The 20,077-nt window shown below is 69.6% G+C and carries 20 protein-coding genes; 13 read left to right on the top strand and 7 right to left on the bottom strand.

Features of this window, described 5'->3' with window-relative positions:
- Positions 1-20: 20 nt before the first annotated feature.
- On the bottom strand, positions 21-326 hold the full coding sequence (locus ACYQZ5_RS11100; protein ID WP_379732207.1) for a putative quinol monooxygenase: 306 nt from the start codon (positions 324-326) through the stop codon (positions 21-23).
- Between the two features lie 93 nt (positions 327-419).
- Here ACYQZ5_RS11100 and nikR point away from each other — a divergent pair, with 93 nt between their 5' ends.
- Positions 420-923, top strand: a complete 504-nt coding sequence (gene nikR, locus ACYQZ5_RS11095; RefSeq protein ID WP_379732206.1) for a nickel-responsive transcriptional regulator NikR — start codon at positions 420-422, stop codon at positions 921-923.
- 9 nt (positions 924-932) lie between these two features.
- On the opposite strand, the gene ACYQZ5_RS11090 is transcribed toward nikR, so the two are convergent.
- Positions 933-2,396, bottom strand: coding sequence for an amidohydrolase family protein (locus tag ACYQZ5_RS11090; protein WP_459846185.1), 1,464 nt, complete (start codon positions 2,394-2,396; stop codon positions 933-935).
- Positions 2,397-2,483: 87 nt separating this feature from the next.
- Between ACYQZ5_RS11090 and ACYQZ5_RS11085 the strand changes: the two genes are divergently transcribed.
- From ACYQZ5_RS11085 to mutL, 5 genes are all read left to right on the top strand, one after another.
- Positions 2,484-3,830: a GTPase gene (locus tag ACYQZ5_RS11085; protein WP_459846183.1), complete on the top strand. Its 1,347-nt coding sequence runs from the start codon at positions 2,484-2,486 to the stop codon at positions 3,828-3,830.
- A gap of 51 nt (positions 3,831-3,881) precedes the next feature.
- Positions 3,882-4,532 (top strand): DsbA family oxidoreductase, encoded by a 651-nt coding sequence (locus tag ACYQZ5_RS11080; protein WP_379818424.1) that lies wholly within the window; start codon positions 3,882-3,884, stop codon positions 4,530-4,532.
- 231 nt (positions 4,533-4,763) lie between these two features.
- A complete protein-coding gene (gene mutS, locus ACYQZ5_RS11075) occupies positions 4,764-7,448 on the top strand; it encodes a DNA mismatch repair protein MutS (RefSeq protein ID WP_459846180.1) in 2,685 nt (894 codons plus the stop codon).
- A gap of 73 nt (positions 7,449-7,521) precedes the next feature.
- A complete protein-coding gene (locus ACYQZ5_RS11070; protein ID WP_379732227.1) occupies positions 7,522-7,908 on the top strand; it encodes an NUDIX domain-containing protein in 387 nt (128 codons plus the stop codon).
- A gap of 2 nt (positions 7,909-7,910) precedes the next feature.
- Complete coding sequence (gene mutL / locus ACYQZ5_RS11065; RefSeq protein ID WP_459846178.1) at positions 7,911-10,193, top strand: DNA mismatch repair endonuclease MutL; 2,283 nt, start codon at positions 7,911-7,913, stop codon at positions 10,191-10,193.
- A gap of 73 nt (positions 10,194-10,266) precedes the next feature.
- Here mutL and coaBC read toward each other — a convergent pair whose 3' ends face one another.
- The gene (gene coaBC, locus ACYQZ5_RS11060) at positions 10,267-11,430 is read right to left on the bottom strand and encodes a bifunctional phosphopantothenoylcysteine decarboxylase/phosphopantothenate--cysteine ligase CoaBC (protein WP_379732410.1); all 1,164 of its coding nucleotides are present in this window, start codon (positions 11,428-11,430) and stop codon (positions 10,267-10,269) included.
- 55 nt (positions 11,431-11,485) lie between these two features.
- On the opposite strand from coaBC, the gene ACYQZ5_RS11055 reads away from it, so the two are divergent.
- A complete protein-coding gene (locus ACYQZ5_RS11055) occupies positions 11,486-12,244 on the top strand; it encodes an NRDE family protein (RefSeq protein WP_379818123.1) in 759 nt (252 codons plus the stop codon).
- 46 nt (positions 12,245-12,290) lie between these two features.
- On the opposite strand, the gene ACYQZ5_RS11050 is transcribed toward ACYQZ5_RS11055, so the two are convergent.
- Together ACYQZ5_RS11050 and thpR are read right to left on the bottom strand one after the other, a co-directional pair.
- Complete coding sequence (locus ACYQZ5_RS11050) at positions 12,291-12,569, bottom strand: hypothetical protein (RefSeq protein WP_379818122.1); 279 nt, start codon at positions 12,567-12,569, stop codon at positions 12,291-12,293.
- A 73-nt stretch (positions 12,570-12,642) separates the two neighbouring features.
- Positions 12,643-13,218 carry an RNA 2',3'-cyclic phosphodiesterase gene (gene thpR / locus ACYQZ5_RS11045; RefSeq protein ID WP_379731328.1) on the bottom strand — a complete coding sequence of 192 codons (576 nt, stop codon included), beginning with the start codon at positions 13,216-13,218 and terminating at the stop codon, positions 12,643-12,645.
- Positions 13,219-13,301: 83 nt separating this feature from the next.
- On the opposite strand from thpR, the gene ACYQZ5_RS11040 reads away from it, so the two are divergent.
- The 5 genes from ACYQZ5_RS11040 (at position 13,302) to ACYQZ5_RS11020 (ending at position 17,100) form a co-directional block, all read left to right on the top strand.
- Positions 13,302-14,045: a tetratricopeptide repeat protein gene (locus ACYQZ5_RS11040; protein ID WP_379731327.1), complete on the top strand. Its 744-nt coding sequence runs from the start codon at positions 13,302-13,304 to the stop codon at positions 14,043-14,045.
- On the top strand, positions 14,045-14,344 hold the full coding sequence (locus ACYQZ5_RS11035; protein ID WP_379731326.1) for a DUF424 domain-containing protein: 300 nt from the start codon (positions 14,045-14,047) through the stop codon (positions 14,342-14,344). Before ACYQZ5_RS11040 ends, ACYQZ5_RS11035 begins: the two co-directional genes overlap by 1 nt.
- 264 nt (positions 14,345-14,608) lie before the next feature.
- Complete coding sequence (locus ACYQZ5_RS11030) at positions 14,609-15,883, top strand: aminotransferase class V-fold PLP-dependent enzyme (RefSeq protein WP_379731325.1); 1,275 nt, start codon at positions 14,609-14,611, stop codon at positions 15,881-15,883.
- A 336-nt stretch (positions 15,884-16,219) separates the two neighbouring features.
- Positions 16,220-16,639: an iron-sulfur cluster assembly scaffold protein gene (locus tag ACYQZ5_RS11025; RefSeq protein ID WP_379731323.1), complete on the top strand. Its 420-nt coding sequence runs from the start codon at positions 16,220-16,222 to the stop codon at positions 16,637-16,639.
- Between the two features lie 125 nt (positions 16,640-16,764).
- Complete coding sequence (locus ACYQZ5_RS11020; protein WP_379731322.1) at positions 16,765-17,100, top strand: ArsR/SmtB family transcription factor; 336 nt, start codon at positions 16,765-16,767, stop codon at positions 17,098-17,100.
- On the opposite strand, the gene ACYQZ5_RS11015 is transcribed toward ACYQZ5_RS11020, so the two are convergent.
- Positions 17,097-17,825 carry an RAD55 family ATPase gene (locus tag ACYQZ5_RS11015; protein ID WP_379731321.1) on the bottom strand — a complete coding sequence of 243 codons (729 nt, stop codon included), beginning with the start codon at positions 17,823-17,825 and terminating at the stop codon, positions 17,097-17,099. The genes ACYQZ5_RS11020 and ACYQZ5_RS11015 overlap by 4 nt on opposite strands.
- 141 nt (positions 17,826-17,966) lie before the next feature.
- Between ACYQZ5_RS11015 and ACYQZ5_RS11010 the strand changes: the two genes are divergently transcribed.
- A complete protein-coding gene (locus ACYQZ5_RS11010; protein WP_379731320.1) occupies positions 17,967-18,578 on the top strand; it encodes a HalX domain-containing protein in 612 nt (203 codons plus the stop codon).
- On the opposite strand, the gene recJ is transcribed toward ACYQZ5_RS11010, so the two are convergent.
- The gene (gene recJ / locus ACYQZ5_RS11005; RefSeq protein WP_379818121.1) at positions 18,575-20,011 is read right to left on the bottom strand and encodes a RecJ family nuclease; all 1,437 of its coding nucleotides are present in this window, start codon (positions 20,009-20,011) and stop codon (positions 18,575-18,577) included. The two genes, ACYQZ5_RS11010 and recJ, sit on opposite strands and share 4 nt — an antisense overlap.
- Positions 20,012-20,077: the final 66 nt, after the last annotated feature.

The raw sequence follows: 20,077 nt of genomic DNA, 5'->3' as shown, positions 1-20,077 counted from the left end.
GTTCGATCCGTCCTTTCTCCTCAGACCTCCACTTCCGAGGCGTCGCTGACCTCGTAGCGCATCACGTCGGGCTCGCCCCCGAGCAGGTCGGGGAGTTCCGCTTCGAACGCCTGGAAGTGATCGCTCTCGACGTGGGCCGCGAACGCGTCCTCGTCCTCGTACACCTCCATGAACCGCAGGAGGTTCGACTCCACCAGATCCGTGACGGCGTTGTACTCGATCACGCCGGCCTCCTCGCGGGTGGCCTCGACCAGATCGGCGGCGCTGTCGAGCGCTTCCTCACGCTGTTCGGGGTCGATCGGGAAAGTCGCGTGTACGACGAGCATCGGCGGCGCTTCGGTGCCGCCCGGCATACGCGTTCGGGTCGGCACACGCGGGGACTGCTAATCATTATTAACGAGAGGCGTCTCGGTTGCTACATGACCGTCGTCAGCGTCTCGATGCCCGACGAACTGCTCGAACGGATCGACACGTTCTCCGAGGAACACGGCTACACGGGCCGCAGCGAGGTGATCCGGGAGGCCGCCCGGAACCTGCTGGGCGAGTTCGAGGACCGCCGGCTGGAGGACCGCGACCTCATGGCCGTCGTCACCGTCCTCTTCGAGTACGAGACCACGAGCGTCGAGGAGCGCATGATGCAACTCCGCCACGAGCACGAAGGGCTGGTCGCCTCGAACTTCCACTCCCACGTCGGCGAGCGCCACTGTATGGAACTGTTCGTGCTGGAGGGGACCCTCGAGGAGGTGTCGACGTTCGTCGGCAAGATCCGCGCGACCCGGGACACCCTCACCGTGGACTACTCCGTCACCCCCGTCGACGGCTTCGACCCCGCGTCGGGGCTCGGTGCGCTTTCGGGCCACAGCGAGAGCGAGGACGGCGAGTCGACGAGCGACGCCGCAGACGGCGCCGGCCACGACCACTGACTGCCGCGCTCAGAGCCAGCCGTCGTCGACAGCGGCGACCAGTTCGGAGTCCGCGGCGCGCCAGTCCTCGCTCGCGCGTTCGTACAGCGCCCGCGCCCGCTCGGTCGCCTCCGCGACGGCCGCCTCGGGGTCGGCGTCGACGAACGCCCCGTCCCGCAGGACCGGCTCGCCGGCGACGAACACGTCCCGGACCTCCCGACCGGTCGTCGAGTAGACGAGGTTCGGGACGGCGGTGTGCAGCGGCGACTCGACCGCGGGCGCGGTCGAGAGCTGGTCGGTCTCGACGACGAGCAGGTCCGCCCGCGTCCCTTCTTCGAGCGTCCCCACCTCGTCGTCGATCCCCAGCGCCTCCGCGCCGCCGACAGTCGCGAGCCGCAGCGCCTCGGGCGCGGTGAGGGCGGTCGGATCGGTCCGCTCGACTTTCGAGAGCGTCGCCGCGGTGCGGGCCTCGCGGACCATCGAGTGGTGGCCCGGCCCGGGCGCCTGATCGGTGCCGATCCCGACCGGGGCGTCGTACTCGCGGAACTCCGCCACCGGGGGCACGATCCCGTCGATCGCGGCGATCGAGGACGGACAGCCGAGCATCGCCGCGCCGCCTTCCGCGAGCCGCCGGCGCTCCGCCGGCGTCGCACCGTGGCAGTGCACCGCCACGAGCGAGTCGTCGACGATCCCCAGGTCGTCGAGCACCGATACCGTCGATTCCTCGGCGCCGTAGCGTTCCTCGATCTGGATGGATTCCCGCTCGCCCTGCGCGGTGTGGAGGTGGAGCTTCGCGCCCCGCTCGTGGGCGTGCTGCTGGACCGTCTGGAGAAGCTCCGGGGACACCATATCCAGCGCCTGCGGGCCGTAGGCGGGCGTCACCAGCGGGTCGTCGCCGAACCGTTCGAACAGTCGGTCCGCGCGGGCCAACGCCGTTTCCCCCTGCTCGCGGTCGAACGGGTAGAGCTCCCGCGGTCCGAGATCCCCGCGCTCGTCGGGCACCTCGTTGATCGTCTCGACCGCGACCACGTCGACACCGAGGGGCTGGTACACCTCTTCGACGAGCGTCCCCACTTCGCCGGCGTACTCACAGATCGTCGTCGCGCCGGCGCGAACCGCCTCCAGCACGCCGAGTCGCGCGCCCGCCACGCGGTCGGCCTCGTCGGCGTGGGCCGACAGCGGGCCGAGCGCGCGGTTCATCCACTCGATCTCGGGCACGTCCTGCGCCCCGCCGCGGAGCAGCGTGTGGGCCATGTGGGTGTGGGCGTTCACCAGCCCGGGCATGACGACGCCGCCCTCCGCGTCGACGACTTCCTCGGCGTCTCCCGGATCCGGTCCCTCGGCCGCCGGGCCGACGTAGCTGATCCGGCCGTCGTCGACCGCGACGGCACCACCGCCCTCGCCGGTTTCCCTCGCCGGCGAGTCTCCATCCACGATCCCGAGCCTCTCGCCCCGCATCGTGAGCAGCGTCCCGTTCGTGACGAGCGTGTCCATGCGCGGGGCCTCGGCGGGGGCGTGCTTGAAGCTTCGGCGGCGGGCGGCGAGTAGCCTTTTCGCCCCGCCGGCCCAACGCCGGAGCGAATGACCGAACGCGTGCTCATCATGGGCGCGGCGGGGCGGGACTTCCACGACTTCAACACCGCCTACCGCGGCCGCGACGACGCCCGTGTCGTCGCGTTCACGGCGGCGCCGGGACAGAACCTCGGCGAGACGGCCGAGGGCGGCCACGAACGCTACCCGCCCGAACTCGCCGGCGAGGGCTACCCGGAGGGGATTCCCATCTCCCCCGAGTCCGAACTGGAGGCGCTGGTCCGCGAGGAGGACGTCGACACCGTCGTCTTCTCCTACTCCGACGTGAGCCACGAGACGGTGATGCACGCCGGCTCCCGGGCGATCGCCGCGGGCGCGGACTTCGAGATCCGCGGGCCAGAGACCGCGATGATCGAGGCGTCGGTGCCGGTGATCGCCGTCGACGCCGTCCGGACGGGCTGCGGGAAGTCTCAGGTCAGCCGTGCGCTGGCGGACGAACTCCAGTCCCGCGGCGTCGAGACCGCCGTCGTCCGCGAGCCGATGCCGTACGGTGACCTCGTCGAGGGGCGCGTCCGGCGCTTCGAGACGATGGCCGACCTCGACGAGGCGGGCGTGACGATCGAGGAGCGCGAGGAGTACGAGCAACACATCGAGCGCGGCCACGTCGTCTACGCCGGCGTCGACTACGCCGACGTGATCGGGCGGGCCGCCGACGAGGCCGACGTGCTGCTCTGGGACGGCGGCAACAACGAACTCCCGTTCGTCGAGCCGGACCTCCACGTCGTGCTCTGTGACCCGCTGCGGGCCGGCGCGGAGACGCGCTACCACCCCGGCGAGGCGAACCTCCGGATGGCCGACTACGCGCTCGTGAACAAGGAGAACAGCGCCGAGCAGGAAGATATCGAGCAGGTGGTCGAGAACGTCGAGTCGGTCAACCCCGACGCCGAGATCCTCCACGCCGACTCAGTGGTGAGCGTCGAGAATCCCGAGGTCGTCGACGGCGCCGAGGTGCTGGTCGTCGAGGACGGGCCAACGCTGACCCACGGCGACGCGAGCACGGGCGCCGGCACGGTCGCCGCCGAGCAGTTCGGCGCCGCCGCACGGATCGACCCCGAACCGCACGCGGTCGGGTCTGTCGCCGACACGCTGGCGGCGTACCCCCACCTCGACCGCGTGCTGCCCGCGATGGGGTACAGCGAGGCGCAGATCGCCGACCTCGAAGCGACGATCGAGAACGCCGATCCGGAGCTCGTGCTCGCGGGGACCCCCCACGACCTCGGTCGCGTCGTCGACGTGGACGTGCCGGTGGTTCGAGTGCGCTACCGGGTCGAACCCAAAGGCTGGGAGTTCGCCGGCCTGCTCGACGATCACGCCGACGCGCTCGGCCTGTCGACGTAGCGCACAGGCCGCTACCCCGGTCCTTTTCCCGGTTCAGCGTCTGGACACGGTATGTCCGAATCCGACGGCGTCGTCGACACCGACGCCGAGGCCGACGAGGTAGTGGTGTTCAGCGACTACGTCTGCCCGTTCTGCTATCTGGGTCGCGCGTCGCTGGCGCAGTACCGCGAGAGCCGGGACGCCCCGCTCGCGGTGGAGTGGCATCCGTTCGACCTCCGCGGGTACAAGCGGGACGAAGACCGACAGATCCGGGACGACGTCGACGACGGGAAGGACGACGACTACTTCGAGCAGGTCCGGGAGAACGTCGACCGCCTGAGCGAGCAGTACGACGTGGCCCTCGACATCGACGCGGTGCCCGACACCGACTCCTGGAACGCCCAGCAGGCCGCGTTCTACGTCCGCGAGGAGCACCCCGAGCAGTTCGAGGCGTTCGACGACGCGCTGTTCGCGGCGTACTGGGACGACCACCGCGACATCGGCGACCCCGACGTGATCGCCGACGTGGCCGAGTCGGTCGGCCTCGACGCCGAGGAGATCCGCGAGGCGGCGACCGACGAGGAGTGGGCCGACCGCCTCGAGGCGCAGTTCCAGACCGCCCGCGACCGCGGCGTCACCGGCGTGCCGACGTTCGCCGCCGACGGCCACGCCGCCCGCGGCGCGGTGCCGCCCGAGCAGCTGGAGCGCCTGATCGAGGGCTGAACGCCCGAATCCCACGAAACACTTATACCTCGACTCCGTTCGGTCGGGTGTCGCGATGTCGCCCCGGTTCGGGGTAGGGGCCTTATCGGGGTGGCACCGCGGCGATGCGCGCATCGCCGTGCGGTCGGCCAGACGTGGCCGTTCACCCACGGCGGACCGTTTATCCACGGTCGAGACAGCGACCGCCAGCGACCCGCAGGGCTTTAGCCACCAACCCACCGAGACACCTCCATGTCGCAGGGAATCGTCGAGGAGTTCCTCTCTCTGAAGGCCGAGACCGACGCGGATCTGCTGATGATGCAGTGTGGCGACTTCTACGAGCTGTTCGCCGACGACGCCGAGACCGTCGCCGACGAGCTCGACCTCACGATCTCCCAGAAGTCCTCTCACGGCTCCTCCTACCCGATGGCGGGCGTCCCGCTCTCGGAGCTCACCCCCTACCTGACCGCGCTGGTCGAACGCGGCTACCGCGTGGCCGTCGCCGACCAGTTCGACGCCGAGGACGGCTCGAAGTACCGCGAGATCACCCGCCTCGCGTCGCCCGGAACGCTCGTCGAGACCACCGACGACGACGCGCAGTACCTCGCGGCGGTCGTCGAAGGGAAATCCGGCGAGTACGGCCTCGCGTTCGCCGACATCACCACGGGCCGCTTCCTCGTCACGGCCGTCGACGGCGCCGACGCCGCGAGCGCCGAACTCTACCGCTTCGCCCCCACCGAACTCCTCCCCGGCCCCGAGGTACGGACCGACGATCCCCTGCTCTCGCGCCTGCAGGAACGCCTCGACGCCACCCACACGCTGCGCCCGAGCGACGAGTTCGGCCCCGGCCGTGCGCGCCACCGCGTCCGCGAGCGGTTCGGGGAGTCGACCTTGGAGAGCATTGGCCTCGACCACGACTCCCCCGCCGTCCAAGCGGCGGGCGCGATCCTCGCCTACGTCGATGACACCGGTCTCGGCGTCTCGGCGGCGATGAGCCGGCTCCAGCACTACCGCCCCGACGACCACCTCGACCTCGACGCGACCACGCAGCGCAACCTCGAACTGGTCGAGACGATGCAGGGCGGCAGCGAGGGGGCGCTGTTCGACACCATCGACGCGACGGTCTCCTCGCCCGGGCGCCGGCTGCTCCGGGAGTGGATCACGCGGCCGCGCCGCGATCAGGAATTGCTCGCCCGGCGGCACGACGCCGTCGAGTCGCTCGCGAGCGCGGCGCTGGCCCGCGAGGCCCTGCGTGACTGCCTCGACGACGCCTACGACCTCGAACGGCTGGCGTCCCGCGCCGCTTCCGGCTCCGCGGACGCGGGCGACCTGCTCGCGGTGAAGCAGACGCTCGCGGTGCTGCCCGCGCTGGAGGACGCGATCGACGACACGCCGCTCGCGACCTCGCCGCTGCCGGACGTGCTCGCGAAGCCCGACCGCGCGGCCGCCGCCGACCTCCGGGAGGAACTCGACGCGGCGATCCGCGACGACCCGCCGAAGACGGTCACGCAGGGCGGGATCTTCCGCGAGGGGTACGACGAGGAACTCGACGAACTGATCGAGCGCCACGAGGAGCTAGAGCGGTTCCTCGACACGCTCGCCGACCGTGAGAAGCGGGAGCACGGGCTCTCACACGTCACCGTCGACCGCAACAAGACCGACGGCTACTACATCCAGGTCGGCAAGAGCGTCGCCGATCAGGTGCCCGAACACTACCGCGAGGTGAAGACGCTCAAGAACTCCAAGCGGTTCGTCACCGACGAGCTCGAGGAGAAGGAGCGGGAGATCATGCGCGTCGAGGAGGCTCGCGGGGAACTGGAGTACGAACTGTTCGAAGAACTCCGCGAGCGCGTCGCCGCCCGCGCCGAACTCCTGCAGGACGCCGGGCGCGCCATCGCCGAAGTCGACGCACTGGCCTCGCTGGCAGACCACGCCGCGCGCAACGACTGGACCCGCCCCGAACTCACCGACGGCGACGCGCTGCACGTCGAGGCCGGCCGCCACCCCGTCGTCGAGACCACGACGGAGTTCGTGCCGAACGACCTCCACCTCGACCGCGACCGGCGGTTCCTGATCGTCACGGGGCCGAACATGAGCGGGAAGTCGACGTACATGCGACAGGCCGCGCTGATCACCCTCTTGGCGCAGGCCGGGAGCTTCGTCCCCGCACGGTCGGCGGAGGTCGGCCTCGTCGACGGGATCTACACCCGCGTCGGCGCGCTGGACGAGCTCGCACAGGGGCGCTCGACGTTCATGGTCGAGATGCAGGAACTCTCGAACATCCTCCACTCCGCGACCGAGGACTCGCTCGTAATTCTGGACGAGGTGGGCCGCGGGACGGCGACGTACGACGGCATCTCGATCGCGTGGGCGGCGACGGAGTACCTCCACAACGAGGTCCGGGCGAAGACGCTGTTCGCGACCCACTACCACGAACTCACGACGCTCGCGGACCACTTGGAGGGCGTCGCGAACGTCCACGTCGCGGTCGACGGCGAGCCGGGCGAGGGGAACGACGTGACGTTCCTCCGGACCGTCCGCGACGGCCCGACTGACCGCTCCTACGGGATTCACGTCGCCGACCTCGCGGGCGTGCCCGGCCCCGTGGTCGACCGCGCGGGCGACGTGCTCGACCGCCTGCGCGAGGAGAAGGCGATCGAGGCCCGCGGCTCGGGCGGGGACGGCGAGACGAAACAGGCCGTCTTCGACCTGAGTTCGGGGAGCTTCGCGGGCGCGACGAGCGCCGGCCAGCCGAGCGGCGGAGCAGCCGACACGACCCCGGAAACCGTCGGCGACGGTGGCGGCGTCGAGGGCGAGGCGGTCGATCCCGAGGCCGCCGACGTGCTGGAGGAACTCGACGGGACCGACGTGGCGGAGATCTCGCCGATCGAACTGATGCAGCGCGTCGAGGAGTGGCAGTCCCGGCTCGACGAGTGAGCGCATCGTTCTTTGTCCCGCGCCCTGTGGGTGTCTCCATGCACACACAGCGAGTCGACGCGGGGGGTCGACCGTGAGCCGCCGGTTCGCGGTCACCCAGAAGGCGGTGCTGCTCGGCCCCGAGCCGGAGCGCCGCCTGCTGTTGCTGGAGAACGAGGACGGCGTCTGGGAGCTTCCCGGCGGGCAGCTCCGGGTGGGCGAGCAGCCGGTCCCGGGGCTGAAACGCGCAGTCCGTGAGACGACCGGGATCGACGCGGCCGTCGACGATCCCGTGCTGAGTACCGCCTGGGAGATCGACGAGGGCGGCGCGTTCGCCACCATCTACCGCGCCCACAGCCCGACCGAGAGCGTGACGCTCGCGGGCGACCACGTCCGGGCGGTGTGGCTCGCCCCCGAGGAGGCCGTCGAGCGCGAGTTGAACAGCAGTCAGAAGGACGCGATCGAGCGGGCGGTGTTCTGATCATGGCCGAGGACACCCCGGACATCACCGCGCTCGACGACGAGACGGTCCAGCGCATCGCCGCCGGCGAGGTGGTCGAGCGCCCCGCCTCCGTCGTCAAGGAATTGGTCGAGAACAGCATCGACGCCGGCGCCGACCGCGTCTCGATCGCGGTCGAGCGCGGCGGCAAGGACGGCATCCGCGTCCGCGACGACGGCGTCGGCATGACTGCCGAGGAACTCGACCTCGCGGTCCGGGATCACCACACCTCGAAGATCGGCGACATCGCCGACCTCGAAGCCGGCGTGGGGACGCTGGGGTTCCGCGGTGAAGCACTCGCAGCTATCGGCGCGGTCTCCCGGACGACGGTCCGCTCGAAGCCCCGCGGCGGCGAGATGGGCCACGAGCTCACCGTCACCGGCGGCGACATCGGCGACCCCGAACCGGCGGGCTGCCCGGCGGGGACGGTCGTCGAAGTGGAGGACCTGTTCTACAACGTCCCCGCCCGGCGGAAGTTCCTCAAGACCGACGCGACCGAGTTCGACCACGTCAACACCGTCGCCACGCAGTACGCGCTGGCCAACCCCGGCGTCGCCGTCTCGCTTGAGCACGACGACCGCGAGGTGTTCGCGACCGACGGCACCGGAAACCTCCGCTCGACGGTGCTCTCGGTGTACGGCCGCGAGGTCGCGGAGTCGATGGTCGACGTGGAGTGGTCCGCAGAGAGCGACGACGCCCCCGTTCACTCCGTGCAGGGGCTGGTCTCTCACCCCGAGACTACCCGCGCGGGCCGGGAGTACCTCTCGACGTTCGTCAACGATCGCTACGTCACCGCCTCGGCGCTCCGGGAGGCGGTGCTCGACGCCTACGGCGGGCAGTTGGCGCCGGACCGCTACCCGTTCGCGGTGCTGTTCGTCGAACTCGATCCCGCGACCGTCGACGTGAACGTCCACCCCCGCAAACTGGAGGTCCGCTTCGACGACGAGGCGGGCGTCCGGGACGCCGTGAGCGAGGCCGTCGAGGACGCGCTGCTGGCCGAGGGGCTGATCCGGACCTCCGCGCCCCGCGGGCGCTCGCAGGCCGACGAGACGCCGGTCCGTCCCGGCGTCGACGACGAGGAGGCCGTCGGCGGCGCCGGCACGCGCCACGAGGAAGCGAGCGGCGTCGGCGATCGAGGCCCGTCTCCCGGCCGGACACGACCCGACAACGATCTAAACCGGTCCACCGGTAGCGGCACCCCGGCCGAGAACTCGAGAATCGAGTCCTCGACGGACTCGACTGCACCCTCGGGCGGCATCCGAGGCGGCGAATCGACCGACGACGAATCGGCCGAAACCGAACTCGAGGACTGGCAGAACGGGTCGGAAACGGACGACACCGACGAGGGAGCGACGACCGCGGACTCGGCGGCCGACGAGGCGGACGACTGGTCAGTCGATCTCTCCGGGAACTCACCGACATCGACCGGCGGATCGCGTTCGCGGCCGGACAGCCGGGACCGCACTGCCCGTGACGACACGCCGGATTCGGCCGACTCCCCGGAGACAGTCGACCCCTCGCACAGTCGGTCCGACTCCGGAACGACCGAGCGGTCACGGACCGAACCCGCCCGAACGCCGGAGGGGGATCGCTCGTTCGCCACGGCGACCCAGCAGGCGCTGGGCGGCGGGACCGCCGAGGCGGGCGGCGAGTTCGACTCGCTGCCGACGCTACGGGTGCTCGGACAGCTACAGGACACCTACGTCGTCGCGGAGACCGACGACGGCCTCGTCCTGATCGATCAGCACGCCGCCGACGAGCGCGTCAACTACGAGCGCCTCCAGCGGGAGTTCGACGCCGGGATGGCGAGTCAGGCGCTGGCGTCGCCGGTCACGCTCGAACTCACTGCCCGCGAGGCCGAACTGTTCGCCAGCCACGCCGACGCGCTGGGGGAGATGGGGTTCGAGGCGGACCGGCGGGACGACCGCACGGTCGAAGTGACGGCCGTCCCGGCGGTGTTCGACGCGACGCTGGACCCCGAACTCCTGCGGGACAGCCTCTCGGCGTTCGTCTCCGAGGGCGACGGCGAGGCGGCGGTCGACGACGCCGTCGACGACCTGCTCGCGGATCTGGCGTGCTACCCGTCGGTGACGGGCAACACGTCGCTGACCGAGGGGTCGGTGAGCGAACTGCTGTCGGCGCTGGACGACTGTGAGAACCCCTACGCCTGCCCGCACGGTCGGCCCGTAATCGTGGAGATCTCCGGCGAGGAGATCGGCGAGCGGTTCGAGCGCGACTACCCGGGGCACGGTGGGCGGCGACAGTAGTCAGTCGCCGCCGACCACGGCGGACGCCGGCGATAGGCGCCGGCGTCGGCCGCGGGACCGACAACGGGAGTAGCTACGCCTCCCCGAGAACTTCGGCCAACTCTTCTGCTACCCGCGTGCCGAGATCCGCCTTGCTGCCGGCGAACTCCGCGTACCCCTCGTCGCGCACCAGCAGCGCCCGCGTCTCGTCGTCGCCCATTACGCTCGCGTCGTTGGCGACGACGAACGAAAGCCCCGCTCGGTCCAGAATCCGGCGGGCTTCGTCGACCAGTCCCTCGTCGCCGCCGGCGGTCTCGGCCTTGAAGCCGATGATTGGGAGTTCAGGGTACGCCTCTCGAACGTCGTCGATCAGCTTCGGTGCCGGCGTGAGTGTCAGCGTGCGCTCCTCGCCGGACTTGATCTTCTCGTCGGCGGCGTCGACGGTGAAGTCGGAGATTGCCGCCGCGGAGATCAGCGCGTCGGCGCCGTCGTCGACTGCCGCGAGTACCGCGTCGCACATCTCTGCCGCGCGCTCGACCTGCTTGACCGCCGCGTAGGGCACGTCGTCGCCGTCGTGGACCAGCGTTACGTCCGCCCCCCGAACGTAGCACGCCTTCGCGACCGCGCGGCCGGTCTTCCCCGACGCGCGGTTGGTGATCGACCGGATCGGGTCGATCGGTTCGCTGGTCGCGCCGGCGGTGACGACGACGTGCCGGCCGGCGAGGGTGTCGGGCGCTGTCGCACGGGCGACCTCGGTCACGATGGCCTCCTCCGTCGCGATTTTCGCTTTGCCCTCCTCGATCCGCGGGTCGACGAACTCGACGCCCCACGACTCGACCGTCTCGATCGCGTCGAGCACGCCCGGGTGGTCGTACATCGGCTCGTGCATCGCGGGGGCGATCACGACCGGCACGTCCGCACCGATGGCGGTCGTCGCGGTCGTCGTGACCGGCGAGTCGTCGACCGCGGCGGCGATCTTCCCGACGGTGTTGGCGGTGCAGGGCGCGATCAGGAGCACGTCCGCCCAGCCGTCGCGGCCGCAGAGTTCGACGTGCTCGACGCGTCCCGTGAGTTCCGTGACCGGTTCGTGGCCGGTCGCGAACTCCACCGCCCACGGGTGGACGATCCCCTGCGCGCTCTCGGTCAGCACGCCGCGGACCTCGGCGCCCTGCCGCCGGAGTTCGTGGGCGAGTTCGACGACCTTTACCGCCGCGATGCTGCCGGTCACGCCGAGCGCGACGTTGACGCCTTCGAGCATTCCTCGGGAGGTGGGACGCCGGGGGCTTAAACACCGCCCGCGCCTACCCGGGACCGTGTGTACGCTGACGCTCGCTTGGCAGGTGTTCGACGACGCGCCCGTGGCCGTGGCCGCGAACCGCGACGAGCAACGTGACCGGCCGTCCGAGCCGCCGGGGCGGATCGAGGGGGAGCCGACCGTCGTCGCGCCCCGCGACGCGGAGGCCGGGGGGACGTGGCTGGGGTACAACGACGCTGGCCTGTTCGTCGGGATCACGAACCGCTGGACCGACGCCGACCTCGCGGGCGAGCGCTCGCGGGGGCTACTCACACGCGACGCGCTGGGCGAAGGCTCCGCCGAGGAGGCGCTCAGGACGGTCGAGGCCGCTGTCGAGGAGAACGAGTATGCGGGGTTCAACCTCGTGCTCGCCGACGCCGACGCGGCGTACCTGCTGGAGTGGGACGGCCGGCTGCTGGTCCGCGAACTGGAGCCCGGCGTCCACGTCGTCGTCAACGTCGGCGCCAGTGACGCGCCCGCGATCCCGGCGTCCGATCCGGAGCGCGGGCAGGAGCAGGCCGAGGACGCCGCAGCCGTCCGGACCGCACTCCTCCCCGAACCCGACGAGGACAGCGACGCGTGGCTCGACCGCGCGACGGGCGTGCTCGGCGATCACGACTACGGGGTCTGTGTCCACCAGAACGGCTACGGGACGGTTTCGGCGTCCCTGCTCTCGATCGGGGCGGACGGGACGGTTCGGTTCGACTTCGCCGACGGGCCGCCCTGTGAGACGGCGTTCGAGCCTGTCGAGGCGGCAGTCGACGCCGACGAAGCGTAGTTCGGACTATCGTCGTCGCGAGAAAAGATCGGTCGGAGGGATACAGCTACCGGCGGAGCATCGCGCCCGCGGCGCCACCGACGACGAGGCCGGCGGCGAATCCCGCGGCGGCGACTTTCCGGCGTCGCGCGGCGACCTCTTCCGGGAAGTACTCCTCGGTCAGGTCGATCGTCCGCTCGGCCAGCCGGTGGCGCGCCGCGGCGGCTTCCTCGCTGTCGGCCGCCCGGGCACGGAGCGCGGCGTAGCGGCGTCGGAGTTCGTCGACGGCCATCCCGCTGTCGACGCCGCGGTCGCCCGCGTACTGCTGAACGTTGCTGAGTTCCATACCCCTACTTCGCTGTCAGTGGAGATAACTGTTCCGAGCGGAAGGACAGAAAGTAGCACGGCACTCCGAGAAATCAGAGCGGGAAGCGTGCGATCGTCTCGTGCTCCGCGCCGTCGTCGCCGAGGACCGAGCGCTTCAGCCGGAGTTCCTCGGCGGTGAAGCGACCGACCGTGGGGTCGGTGTTCCGGAGGCGGTCCTGCACGAGGTCCTTCCCGCGGGCGTCGTTCATCCGGGCGAGGGTGACGTGTGGCGTGAAGGGGTTGTCCGCCGCGTCGAACCCCCGGTCGATGGTCTCCGTTTCGAGTGCGGCGGCGAGCGCTTCGAGGTCGGCCGCGCCGTCGCGGACGCCCGCCCAGACCACCGAGATGTACTCCGCGGAGGGGAACGCGCCGAGGCCGCCGACTTCCATCTCGAACGGCGAGAGGTCGGCCGCGTCGACCGCCGCCGCGCCGGCGACTTTCGCGTCGGCGACGGTCGGGTCGTCGGCCGCGTCGTCCTCGGTCGGGGTGTCGCCGAGGAACTTCATCGTCAGGTGGGCCTGTTCGGGGTCGGTGAAACTCAGCCCTTCGGCGGCCGCGAGGTCGTCCTGTATCGCGGCGAACGGCTCCCGGAGATCGTCGGGCAGGTCGATCGCGAAGAACAGGCGCATACCGGGGTGGCAGGTCCCGGCGACGACTAAGCGTTGGGGCTGGACGCGTAACCCTTACCCCCGACGACCGCGAACTGCGGGTAATGAGTGATAACCCCCGTGAGGACCGCGATCACCAGTTCTCGGAGGGTCAGGGACTCCCCGACGAGTTCGAGGAGTTCGACATCGACCCGCCCGAACTGAAAGTCGACCCCGGCGAGGTCGACCCCGTCGACACCCGCGTGCTCGCGGACCTGCTCGACGAGCGCAACATCGCGAAAGACGAGGTCGACGTCGACCAGCTCATCGACGTTGGCGTCTCCTACACGAAGATCAACCGCTTCGAGGAGGCGACGGAGACGTTCGAGCGCGCCGCGCAGTACGCCGAGGACCCCCACAAGGAGCAGGAGGCCTGGGTGAACAAGGGTGCCGCCCACGCCGAACTGGAAGAGTACGACGAGGCGATCGGCGCGTACAAGGAGGCGATCGACATCGACGACGACTCCGAGCACGCCGCCACTGCCGAGACGAACCTCGCCTACGCGCTCTGGGAGTTCGGCCAGAGCGAGGAGGCGCTGCGCCACGCCGAGAACGCGGTGGAGATCGACCCGCGCTTCGCGCAGGCGTGGTACAACCGCGGCTTCTTCATGCTCGAGCGCGGGCTCGCCGAGGACGCCGTCGACTGCTTCGAGAACGCTCAGCGCCTCGGGATGAGCAACGCCGAGGTGCTGGAGGAGAAGGTCCGCGCGCTGGAAGAAGTGGGCCGCGAGGAGGAGGCCGAGGAGGTCCGGCAGCGGGCCGAGGAGATGCGCGAGGAGGCCGAGCAGCAGATGGTCGAAGAGTTCTGATGCTCCTCCGCGAACGCGAGACCGAACGCGGGCTGCTCGTCTCCGTCTGTGACCCCGACCTCGTCGGGGAGACGTTCGAGGACGGGGAGATCTCGCTGACGGTCGAGGCGTCGTTCTACGCCGGCGAGGACGCCGTCGAGGCCGACGCCGACGCCGTGATCGACGGCCTGCGCCGCGCCTCGGTCGCGAACCTCGTCGGCGAGGAGTCGGTCGGCGTCGCCGTCGAGGCCGGGATCATCGACGAGGCGACGGTGCTGGAGATCGGAGATACCCGGCACGCGCAGTTGTTGCAGATTTAGGGGTCGCTTTCTCGGGAACGCTCGGTTCGTTCGCGGTGTTTCCGGCCTGCTCCCGCGGCTCGCGGGTCACTTCGTCCCCGCTCGCTTCGGGACCGTTAGCCGTCGCTCGCTTCGCTCGCGGTGTTTCCGGCCTGCTACCGCGGCTCGCGGGTCACTTCGTTCCCCGCTCACTTCGGGACCGTTTGCCGTCGCTCGCTTCGCTCGCGACGTTTCCCGGTCCCGCTACCGAAGCCCCCTTGCACCTCCAGCCCCAGTTATCACCCAATGGCTACCCACGATTCGCCGGCGCTCGACGTCGACGCCATCCGCGAGGACTTCCCGATCCTCGACCGGAAAGTCGGCGGCGACGTGACCGTTCCCGGTCCCGACGAGAACGACGACACGCCGCTGTACTACCTCGACAACGCCGCGACCAGCCACACGCCGAAGCAGGTCGTCGAGGCGATGACGGAGTTCTACTACCAGTACAACTCCAACGTCCACCGCGGCATCCACAGCCTGAGTCAGGAGGCCTCCGTCGCCTACGAGGACGCCCACGACCGCGCGGCCGAGTTCGTCGGCGCCGACGGCCGCGAGGAGATCGTGTTCACCAAGAACACGACCGAGGCGTTCAACCTCGTCGCCTACACGTGGGGGCTGACCGAACTCGAACCCGGCGAGAACGTCGTCACCACGCAGATGGAGCACCACGCCTCCCTCGTCACGTGGCAACAGCTCTGTGAGAAGCAGGGCGCGGAGATCCGGTACGTCGAGATCGACGACGACGGCCGGCTGGACATGGACGACCTGCGCGAGAAGGTCGACGAGGACACCGCGATGGTCAGCACGGTCCACGTCTCGAACACGCTCGGGACGATCAACCCCGTCGCGGAGATCACCGACATCGCCCACGAGCACGGCGCGCTCTCCTTCATCGACGGCGCGCAGGCCGTCCCCACCCGCCCGGTCGACGTGGGCGAGATCGACGCCGACTTCTACGCCTTCTCGGGCCACAAGATGCTCGGCCCGACGGGGATCGGCGTGCTGTACGGCAAGGAGGCTCTCCTCGAAGAACTGCCGCCGTTCCTCGTCGGCGGCGCGATGATCCGGCGCGTGGAGTTCGAGGGCTCGACGTGGGAGGACCTGCCCTGGAAGTTCGAGGCGGGCACGCCGCCGATCGCCGAGGCAGTCGGCCTCACCGCCGCGATCGACTACCTCGAGGACGTGGGGATGGACGCGATCGAGCGCCACGAGTCCGAACTTGCGGAGTACGCCTACGACCGACTGAGCGAGTTCGACGACGTGGAGATTTACGGCCCGCGCGAGGAGCGCGGCGGGCTGGTGGGGTTCAACCTCGAGGGCGTCCACGCCCACGACCTCTCCTCGATCCTCGACGATCACGGCGTGGCGGTCCGCGCGGGCGACCACTGTACCCAGCCGCTGCACGACGTGCTCGGCGTCCCCGCCTCCACGCGGGCTTCGTTCTACCTCTACAACCGCAAGGAGGAGATCGACGAACTCATCGACGCCGTCGACACCGCGCGGGAACTGTTCGCGTAGTCGCCGTTGATTCTGGAAGGCGGTGGCGCGAATGCGGAGCGCGCTCCGTCGCGCGACGAGCGCGAGGTCCTCGCGAGCAACGCGAGCGAGGGCACGAGAGAGCTTTGCTCTCTCGGAGGACGAGCGACCGTAGGGAGCGAGTCGGCTGGGGAGGTCTGTGGGCTGTGCGGGGCGGTGCGGTCGCAAGTGGTCTACGAACGAGACGCTGTTGCCGTCCCCGTTCCCTTCGAAACCACTCCAGAACGACGTTCACACTCTCCCACACCCCGTTAGCGATCCCGGTATTCGACCACGAACCCCGGAACCCTTTTCCCCGGAAACCGTCTCTTTCGAGCCATGAGTGGCTCGGACATGTACCGCCAGCAGATTCTCGACCACTACAAGAACCCCCGGAACTACGGGGAGATGGCCGACCCCGACTTCTCCCACGTCGGGGAGAACCCCTCCTGTGGGGACACCATCCAGGTCGACGTGAAGCTGGCCGACGACGACGAGACGATCGAGGAGGTCTCCTTCAGCGGCGACGGCTGTGCGATCTCGCAGGCCGCGGCGTCGCTTCTGACTCAGGAGCTGCCCGGCACGAGCATCGAGGAGCTCTACGAGATGGACACCGACGACATCGTCGAGATGCTCGGCGTCGAAATCTCGCCGATGCGGATCAAGTGCGCGGTGCTCGCCCGGCAGGTCGCCCAGGACGGGGCGAAGCTCTACCGCGGCGAGATCGACGAGAAGGACCGGACGATCACCGAGGAGTAGCCAGTTCTTCGAACTGATACCACACCGTGACAGAACTCAAACTAATACAAACCGCCAAACGGGGACCCGATCCCCGTCGAGAATGGCGGTACGTTTTTGAAACGCCGTCTCATTCCCGATAACGAATGGCCTCGGACGAGATCATCGAGGTGCTCGGGAACAAGTACAACCCAGAGATCCTCGAAGCGGCGGGCGAGCCGATGTCCGCTCAGGAGCTCTCCGACCAGCTCGACGTCCCGATCGCGACCTGCTACCGCCGGATCGAGGAGCTGACGGAGGCGGACCTGCTCGAACTCCACGACCGGCCGCTCTCGGAGGAACACCGGCGGATCAAGGTGTACCGTCGCTGTGTCGACGAGGTGTCGATCGACTTCCGGGACGGGCTGAGCGTCGACCTCGAACAGCGGTCGGACGTGACCAACAAGCTCGACGAGGTCTGGCGGCGGATGTCCCAGAGCTAGAACCCCGGCCGCTCCTCGCTGCCCATCATCGAGAAGCCGCCGGCACGCTCGTAGACGGTGATACCGCCCTCGCCGATCTCCATCGGGAAGATGTCTGTGTTGATGTCCTGCTTTCGCATCTTCGCGACCCAGATGTAGCGGTTCACGCCGTTGTCCGTCGGCGTCTGGATGAAGTAGATGTTGCCGTCGGTGAGGAAGTTCTCCAGCCCGATCTCGGTCTCGGGGAACACCGCGCCCTGCTCGTTGATCAGCAGCGAGGTGAGCCCGTTCTTCTTGAGGATGTCCGAGAACTTCAGCAGGTACGTGCGGTTCTCCTTCTCGTCGTCGAAGAAGAGGCTGAACATCGTCAGCGAGTCGAGCACCAGCCGGTCGTACGTGGTGCCGGCGAAGTCCTGCAGCAGGCGGTCGATCGCGGTGTTGAAGTCCTCCTCACGGAGCATCGTCGACTTGTCGTACACCTTGATGTCGCCGCGCTCGACCATCTCGCCCCAGTCCTCGAAGCCGACCGACTCCGCGGCCTGCCTGATGTCCTCGGCGTTCTCCTCGAAGGAGATGTAGATCCCCTTCTCGTCGAACTCCTTCACCCCGGTGTGGAGGTACTGGATGCCGAAGATGCTCTTCCCCGTGCCGGGGTTGCCGCTGACCAGGACCGTCGAGTTCTCGACGATGCCGCCGTTGAGAATAGAGTCGAGACCGTCGACGCCGGTCTCGGTCACGTCGACCATGAGTACGGGGAGGTAGCGGTGCCGGGGGAATTAAGCCCACCGGGTCGCCGGCCGCGGCGCGGGCGTCGCCGACGCGAACGCTCACCGTCCGACAGTCGTACGACGGTAAAGTTAACTCAAAGCGGCCGAAGGGATAGGATCATGAGCGAGGCGGGCACCGAGGCAGGGGCGCGAGACCGGTCCGACGACAGGGAGGACGTCCGGGTATTGATCGTCGAGGACGAGCAGGACGTGGCGGAGCTCTACTCCAGCACCGTCGAGGCCGAGGGGTACGACGTCGACGTCGCGAACAGTATCGGCGACGCGTCGTCGATGATCGACGAGCGGTACGACATCGCGCTGCTCGACCGCCGGCTCCCCGACGGCCACGGCGAGGACCTGCTCGCGGAGATCCGCGACCGGGGGATCGACGTTCGGGTCGGGATGGTGACCGCGGTCGAGCCCGACTTCGACATCGTGGAGATGGGGTTCGACCTGTACGTGCTCAAGCCGCTCTCCCAGAGCGACTTACTCGACGCCGTCGAGCGCCTCGAGACCCGGAGCCAGTACGACGACCGGCTCCAGCGCACCGCGTCGCTGGCCTCCAAGCGGGCGACGCTCGAAGCCGAGAAGCCCCGCGAGGCGCTCGAACGAAGCGACGAGTACCGGAAGCTGACCTCGAGGCTCGACGAACTCGACGACGAGCTCGACCGGATCACCGACCAGCTCGACACCGAGGACTACCGACAGCTGTTCGAGGACATCGGCGCTTAGTCGCCGAGCTGCTCGCCGACGATCCGGTCCGCCTCCGCGAGGAACGCGTCCCGGTTCTCCCGCGGGATCGTCGCCCCCGCCGCCACGTCGTGGCCGCCGCCGCCGCCGCCGGCAGCATCGGCAGCCTCGGACATCACGACCGAGAGATCCAGCCCGTCACTGACGAGGAAGCCGCTCCCCCGCGCCGAGACTTTCAGCTCCTCGCTGTTCTCTTGGGCGAACGCGACGATCGGCTGATCCCGGCGGATCCCCTCCGCGCCCAGCGCCATCCCGGCGATGATGCCGACGATCGTTTCCCGGATGTGGCTGCCCGCGTCGAACCACTGGAGATGCTCCTCCTGCTCGACGCCCTCGGTTTTCACCCACTCTAACCCCTCCGAGAGGTTTCGGCGGTGGGTTCGGAGGAGCCGTCGCGCCTCCTCCAGCGCCTCGTCGCGGTAGCCCAGACAGACCGCCAGCCCCACGTCCGCGCGCTCGTAGCGCGCGGTGGCGTTCAGCACCGTCGAGAACTCGCTCACGTCCCGGAGCTCGGTGCCGACCTCCTCGTCGGCGAGCGTGTACGTCGTCGTCGTGACGCCGTTGACGCGCTCGGGCGGTACGCCGCGGGAGATGGCGTGGCGCATCAGCGCGCTCGCGACGGTCTGGCGCTCCTCGAAGGAGAGATCCACCCAGCGCCGCCAGTCGCCGTCGACTTTCAGGTCCACGTCCAGCCCCGAGAGGAACCGGATCGACCCCTCCTCGTCGCCGGAGATGCCCGGAATCCGGAGTTCGCTGGCGTACTCGAGGAGCTTGGGCAGCGGTCGCGTCTGCCGGCCGTACAGTGAGATATCCGTCACCTCCTCGATGGCGCCGGCCTCGACGCCCTCGGCGACGATCCCCTCGTTCGCGCCGATCAGGCCGCCGTCGGTGTCCTGCATGTCGCCGACCGCCCCCACGACCGCCAACGCCGCGAGGTCGCGGTTGTCGACGCCCTCGGTCTCCATCGCGCGGGCGAGCACGTACGTTGCGCCGGCGCCCGAGAGCTCGGATGCGCCGTCGATGTCGAACAGCAGGGGGTTGAGGTGGTGGTCGATGTCGGGCGGGTCCGCTCTCTCCTCGCCCGTCGCCGGCTGGTGGTGATCCGCGACCACAGCGTCGAAGTCGCCCGCCTGCTGGTGGGGGACGATATCGTCCAGTTGGCCGCTGCCGAAGTCCGTGAACAGCGCAACCTCGTGGTCCGTTGCCGCGATCCGGTCGATCGCCTCGGCGTCCAACTGCTTCTCGAAGGTGGTCTCGAAGGGGATCCCGGCCCGATCCAGCGCGGTCGCGGCGATGGCGCCGCTGGTGAGCCCGTCGGCGTCGATGTGGGAGGCCAGCACGACGGAGTCGGCGGCCAGCAGTCGGTCGGCGCAGGCGGCCGCGCGCTCGGCCATCGCGGGGACGGGATCGCTCATCGCTCTGGTTGGAGTGGGCGCGGCTTCGGGTAAAAGCCCTCGCAAGCGACCGGTGGCGACGGCGGC

The organism is Halolamina salina, assembly GCF_054653455.1.
The sequence above is the reverse complement of the archived record's forward strand: the minus strand, read 5'-3'. Positions and strand labels throughout refer to the sequence as shown.

What these genes read in the sequence shown, in the direction of transcription:
- ACYQZ5_RS11085 (WP_459846183.1), top strand. Translation starts at nt 2,484, where the DNA reads ATGACCGAACGCGTGCTCATCATGGGCGCGGCGGGGCGGGACTTCCAC.
- ACYQZ5_RS11010 (WP_379731320.1), top strand. Translation starts at nt 17,967, where the DNA reads ATGAGCGAGGCGGGCACCGAGGCAGGGGCGCGAGACCGGTCCGACGAC.
- ACYQZ5_RS11090 (WP_459846185.1), bottom strand. Translation starts at nt 2,396, where the DNA reads ATGGACACGCTCGTCACGAACGGGACGCTGCTCACGATGCGGGGCGAG.
- coaBC (WP_379732410.1), bottom strand. Translation starts at nt 11,430, where the DNA reads ATGCTCGAAGGCGTCAACGTCGCGCTCGGCGTGACCGGCAGCATCGCG.
- ACYQZ5_RS11080 (WP_379818424.1), top strand. Translation starts at nt 3,882, where the DNA reads ATGTCCGAATCCGACGGCGTCGTCGACACCGACGCCGAGGCCGACGAG.
- ACYQZ5_RS11020 (WP_379731322.1), top strand. Translation starts at nt 16,765, where the DNA reads ATGGCCTCGGACGAGATCATCGAGGTGCTCGGGAACAAGTACAACCCA.
- mutL (WP_459846178.1), top strand. Translation starts at nt 7,911, where the DNA reads ATGGCCGAGGACACCCCGGACATCACCGCGCTCGACGACGAGACGGTC.
- thpR (WP_379731328.1), bottom strand. Translation starts at nt 13,218, where the DNA reads ATGCGCCTGTTCTTCGCGATCGACCTGCCCGACGATCTCCGGGAGCCG.
- ACYQZ5_RS11040 (WP_379731327.1), top strand. Translation starts at nt 13,302, where the DNA reads ATGAGTGATAACCCCCGTGAGGACCGCGATCACCAGTTCTCGGAGGGT.
- ACYQZ5_RS11025 (WP_379731323.1), top strand. Translation starts at nt 16,220, where the DNA reads ATGAGTGGCTCGGACATGTACCGCCAGCAGATTCTCGACCACTACAAG.
- recJ (WP_379818121.1), bottom strand. Translation starts at nt 20,011, where the DNA reads ATGAGCGATCCCGTCCCCGCGATGGCCGAGCGCGCGGCCGCCTGCGCC.
- ACYQZ5_RS11050 (WP_379818122.1), bottom strand. Translation starts at nt 12,569, where the DNA reads ATGGAACTCAGCAACGTTCAGCAGTACGCGGGCGACCGCGGCGTCGAC.
- ACYQZ5_RS11100 (WP_379732207.1), bottom strand. Translation starts at nt 326, where the DNA reads ATGCTCGTCGTACACGCGACTTTCCCGATCGACCCCGAACAGCGTGAG.
- ACYQZ5_RS11030 (WP_379731325.1), top strand. Translation starts at nt 14,609, where the DNA reads ATGGCTACCCACGATTCGCCGGCGCTCGACGTCGACGCCATCCGCGAG.
- nikR (WP_379732206.1), top strand. Translation starts at nt 420, where the DNA reads ATGACCGTCGTCAGCGTCTCGATGCCCGACGAACTGCTCGAACGGATC.
- ACYQZ5_RS11035 (WP_379731326.1), top strand. Translation starts at nt 14,045, where the DNA reads ATGCTCCTCCGCGAACGCGAGACCGAACGCGGGCTGCTCGTCTCCGTC.
- ACYQZ5_RS11015 (WP_379731321.1), bottom strand. Translation starts at nt 17,825, where the DNA reads ATGGTCGACGTGACCGAGACCGGCGTCGACGGTCTCGACTCTATTCTC.
- mutS (WP_459846180.1), top strand. Translation starts at nt 4,764, where the DNA reads ATGTCGCAGGGAATCGTCGAGGAGTTCCTCTCTCTGAAGGCCGAGACC.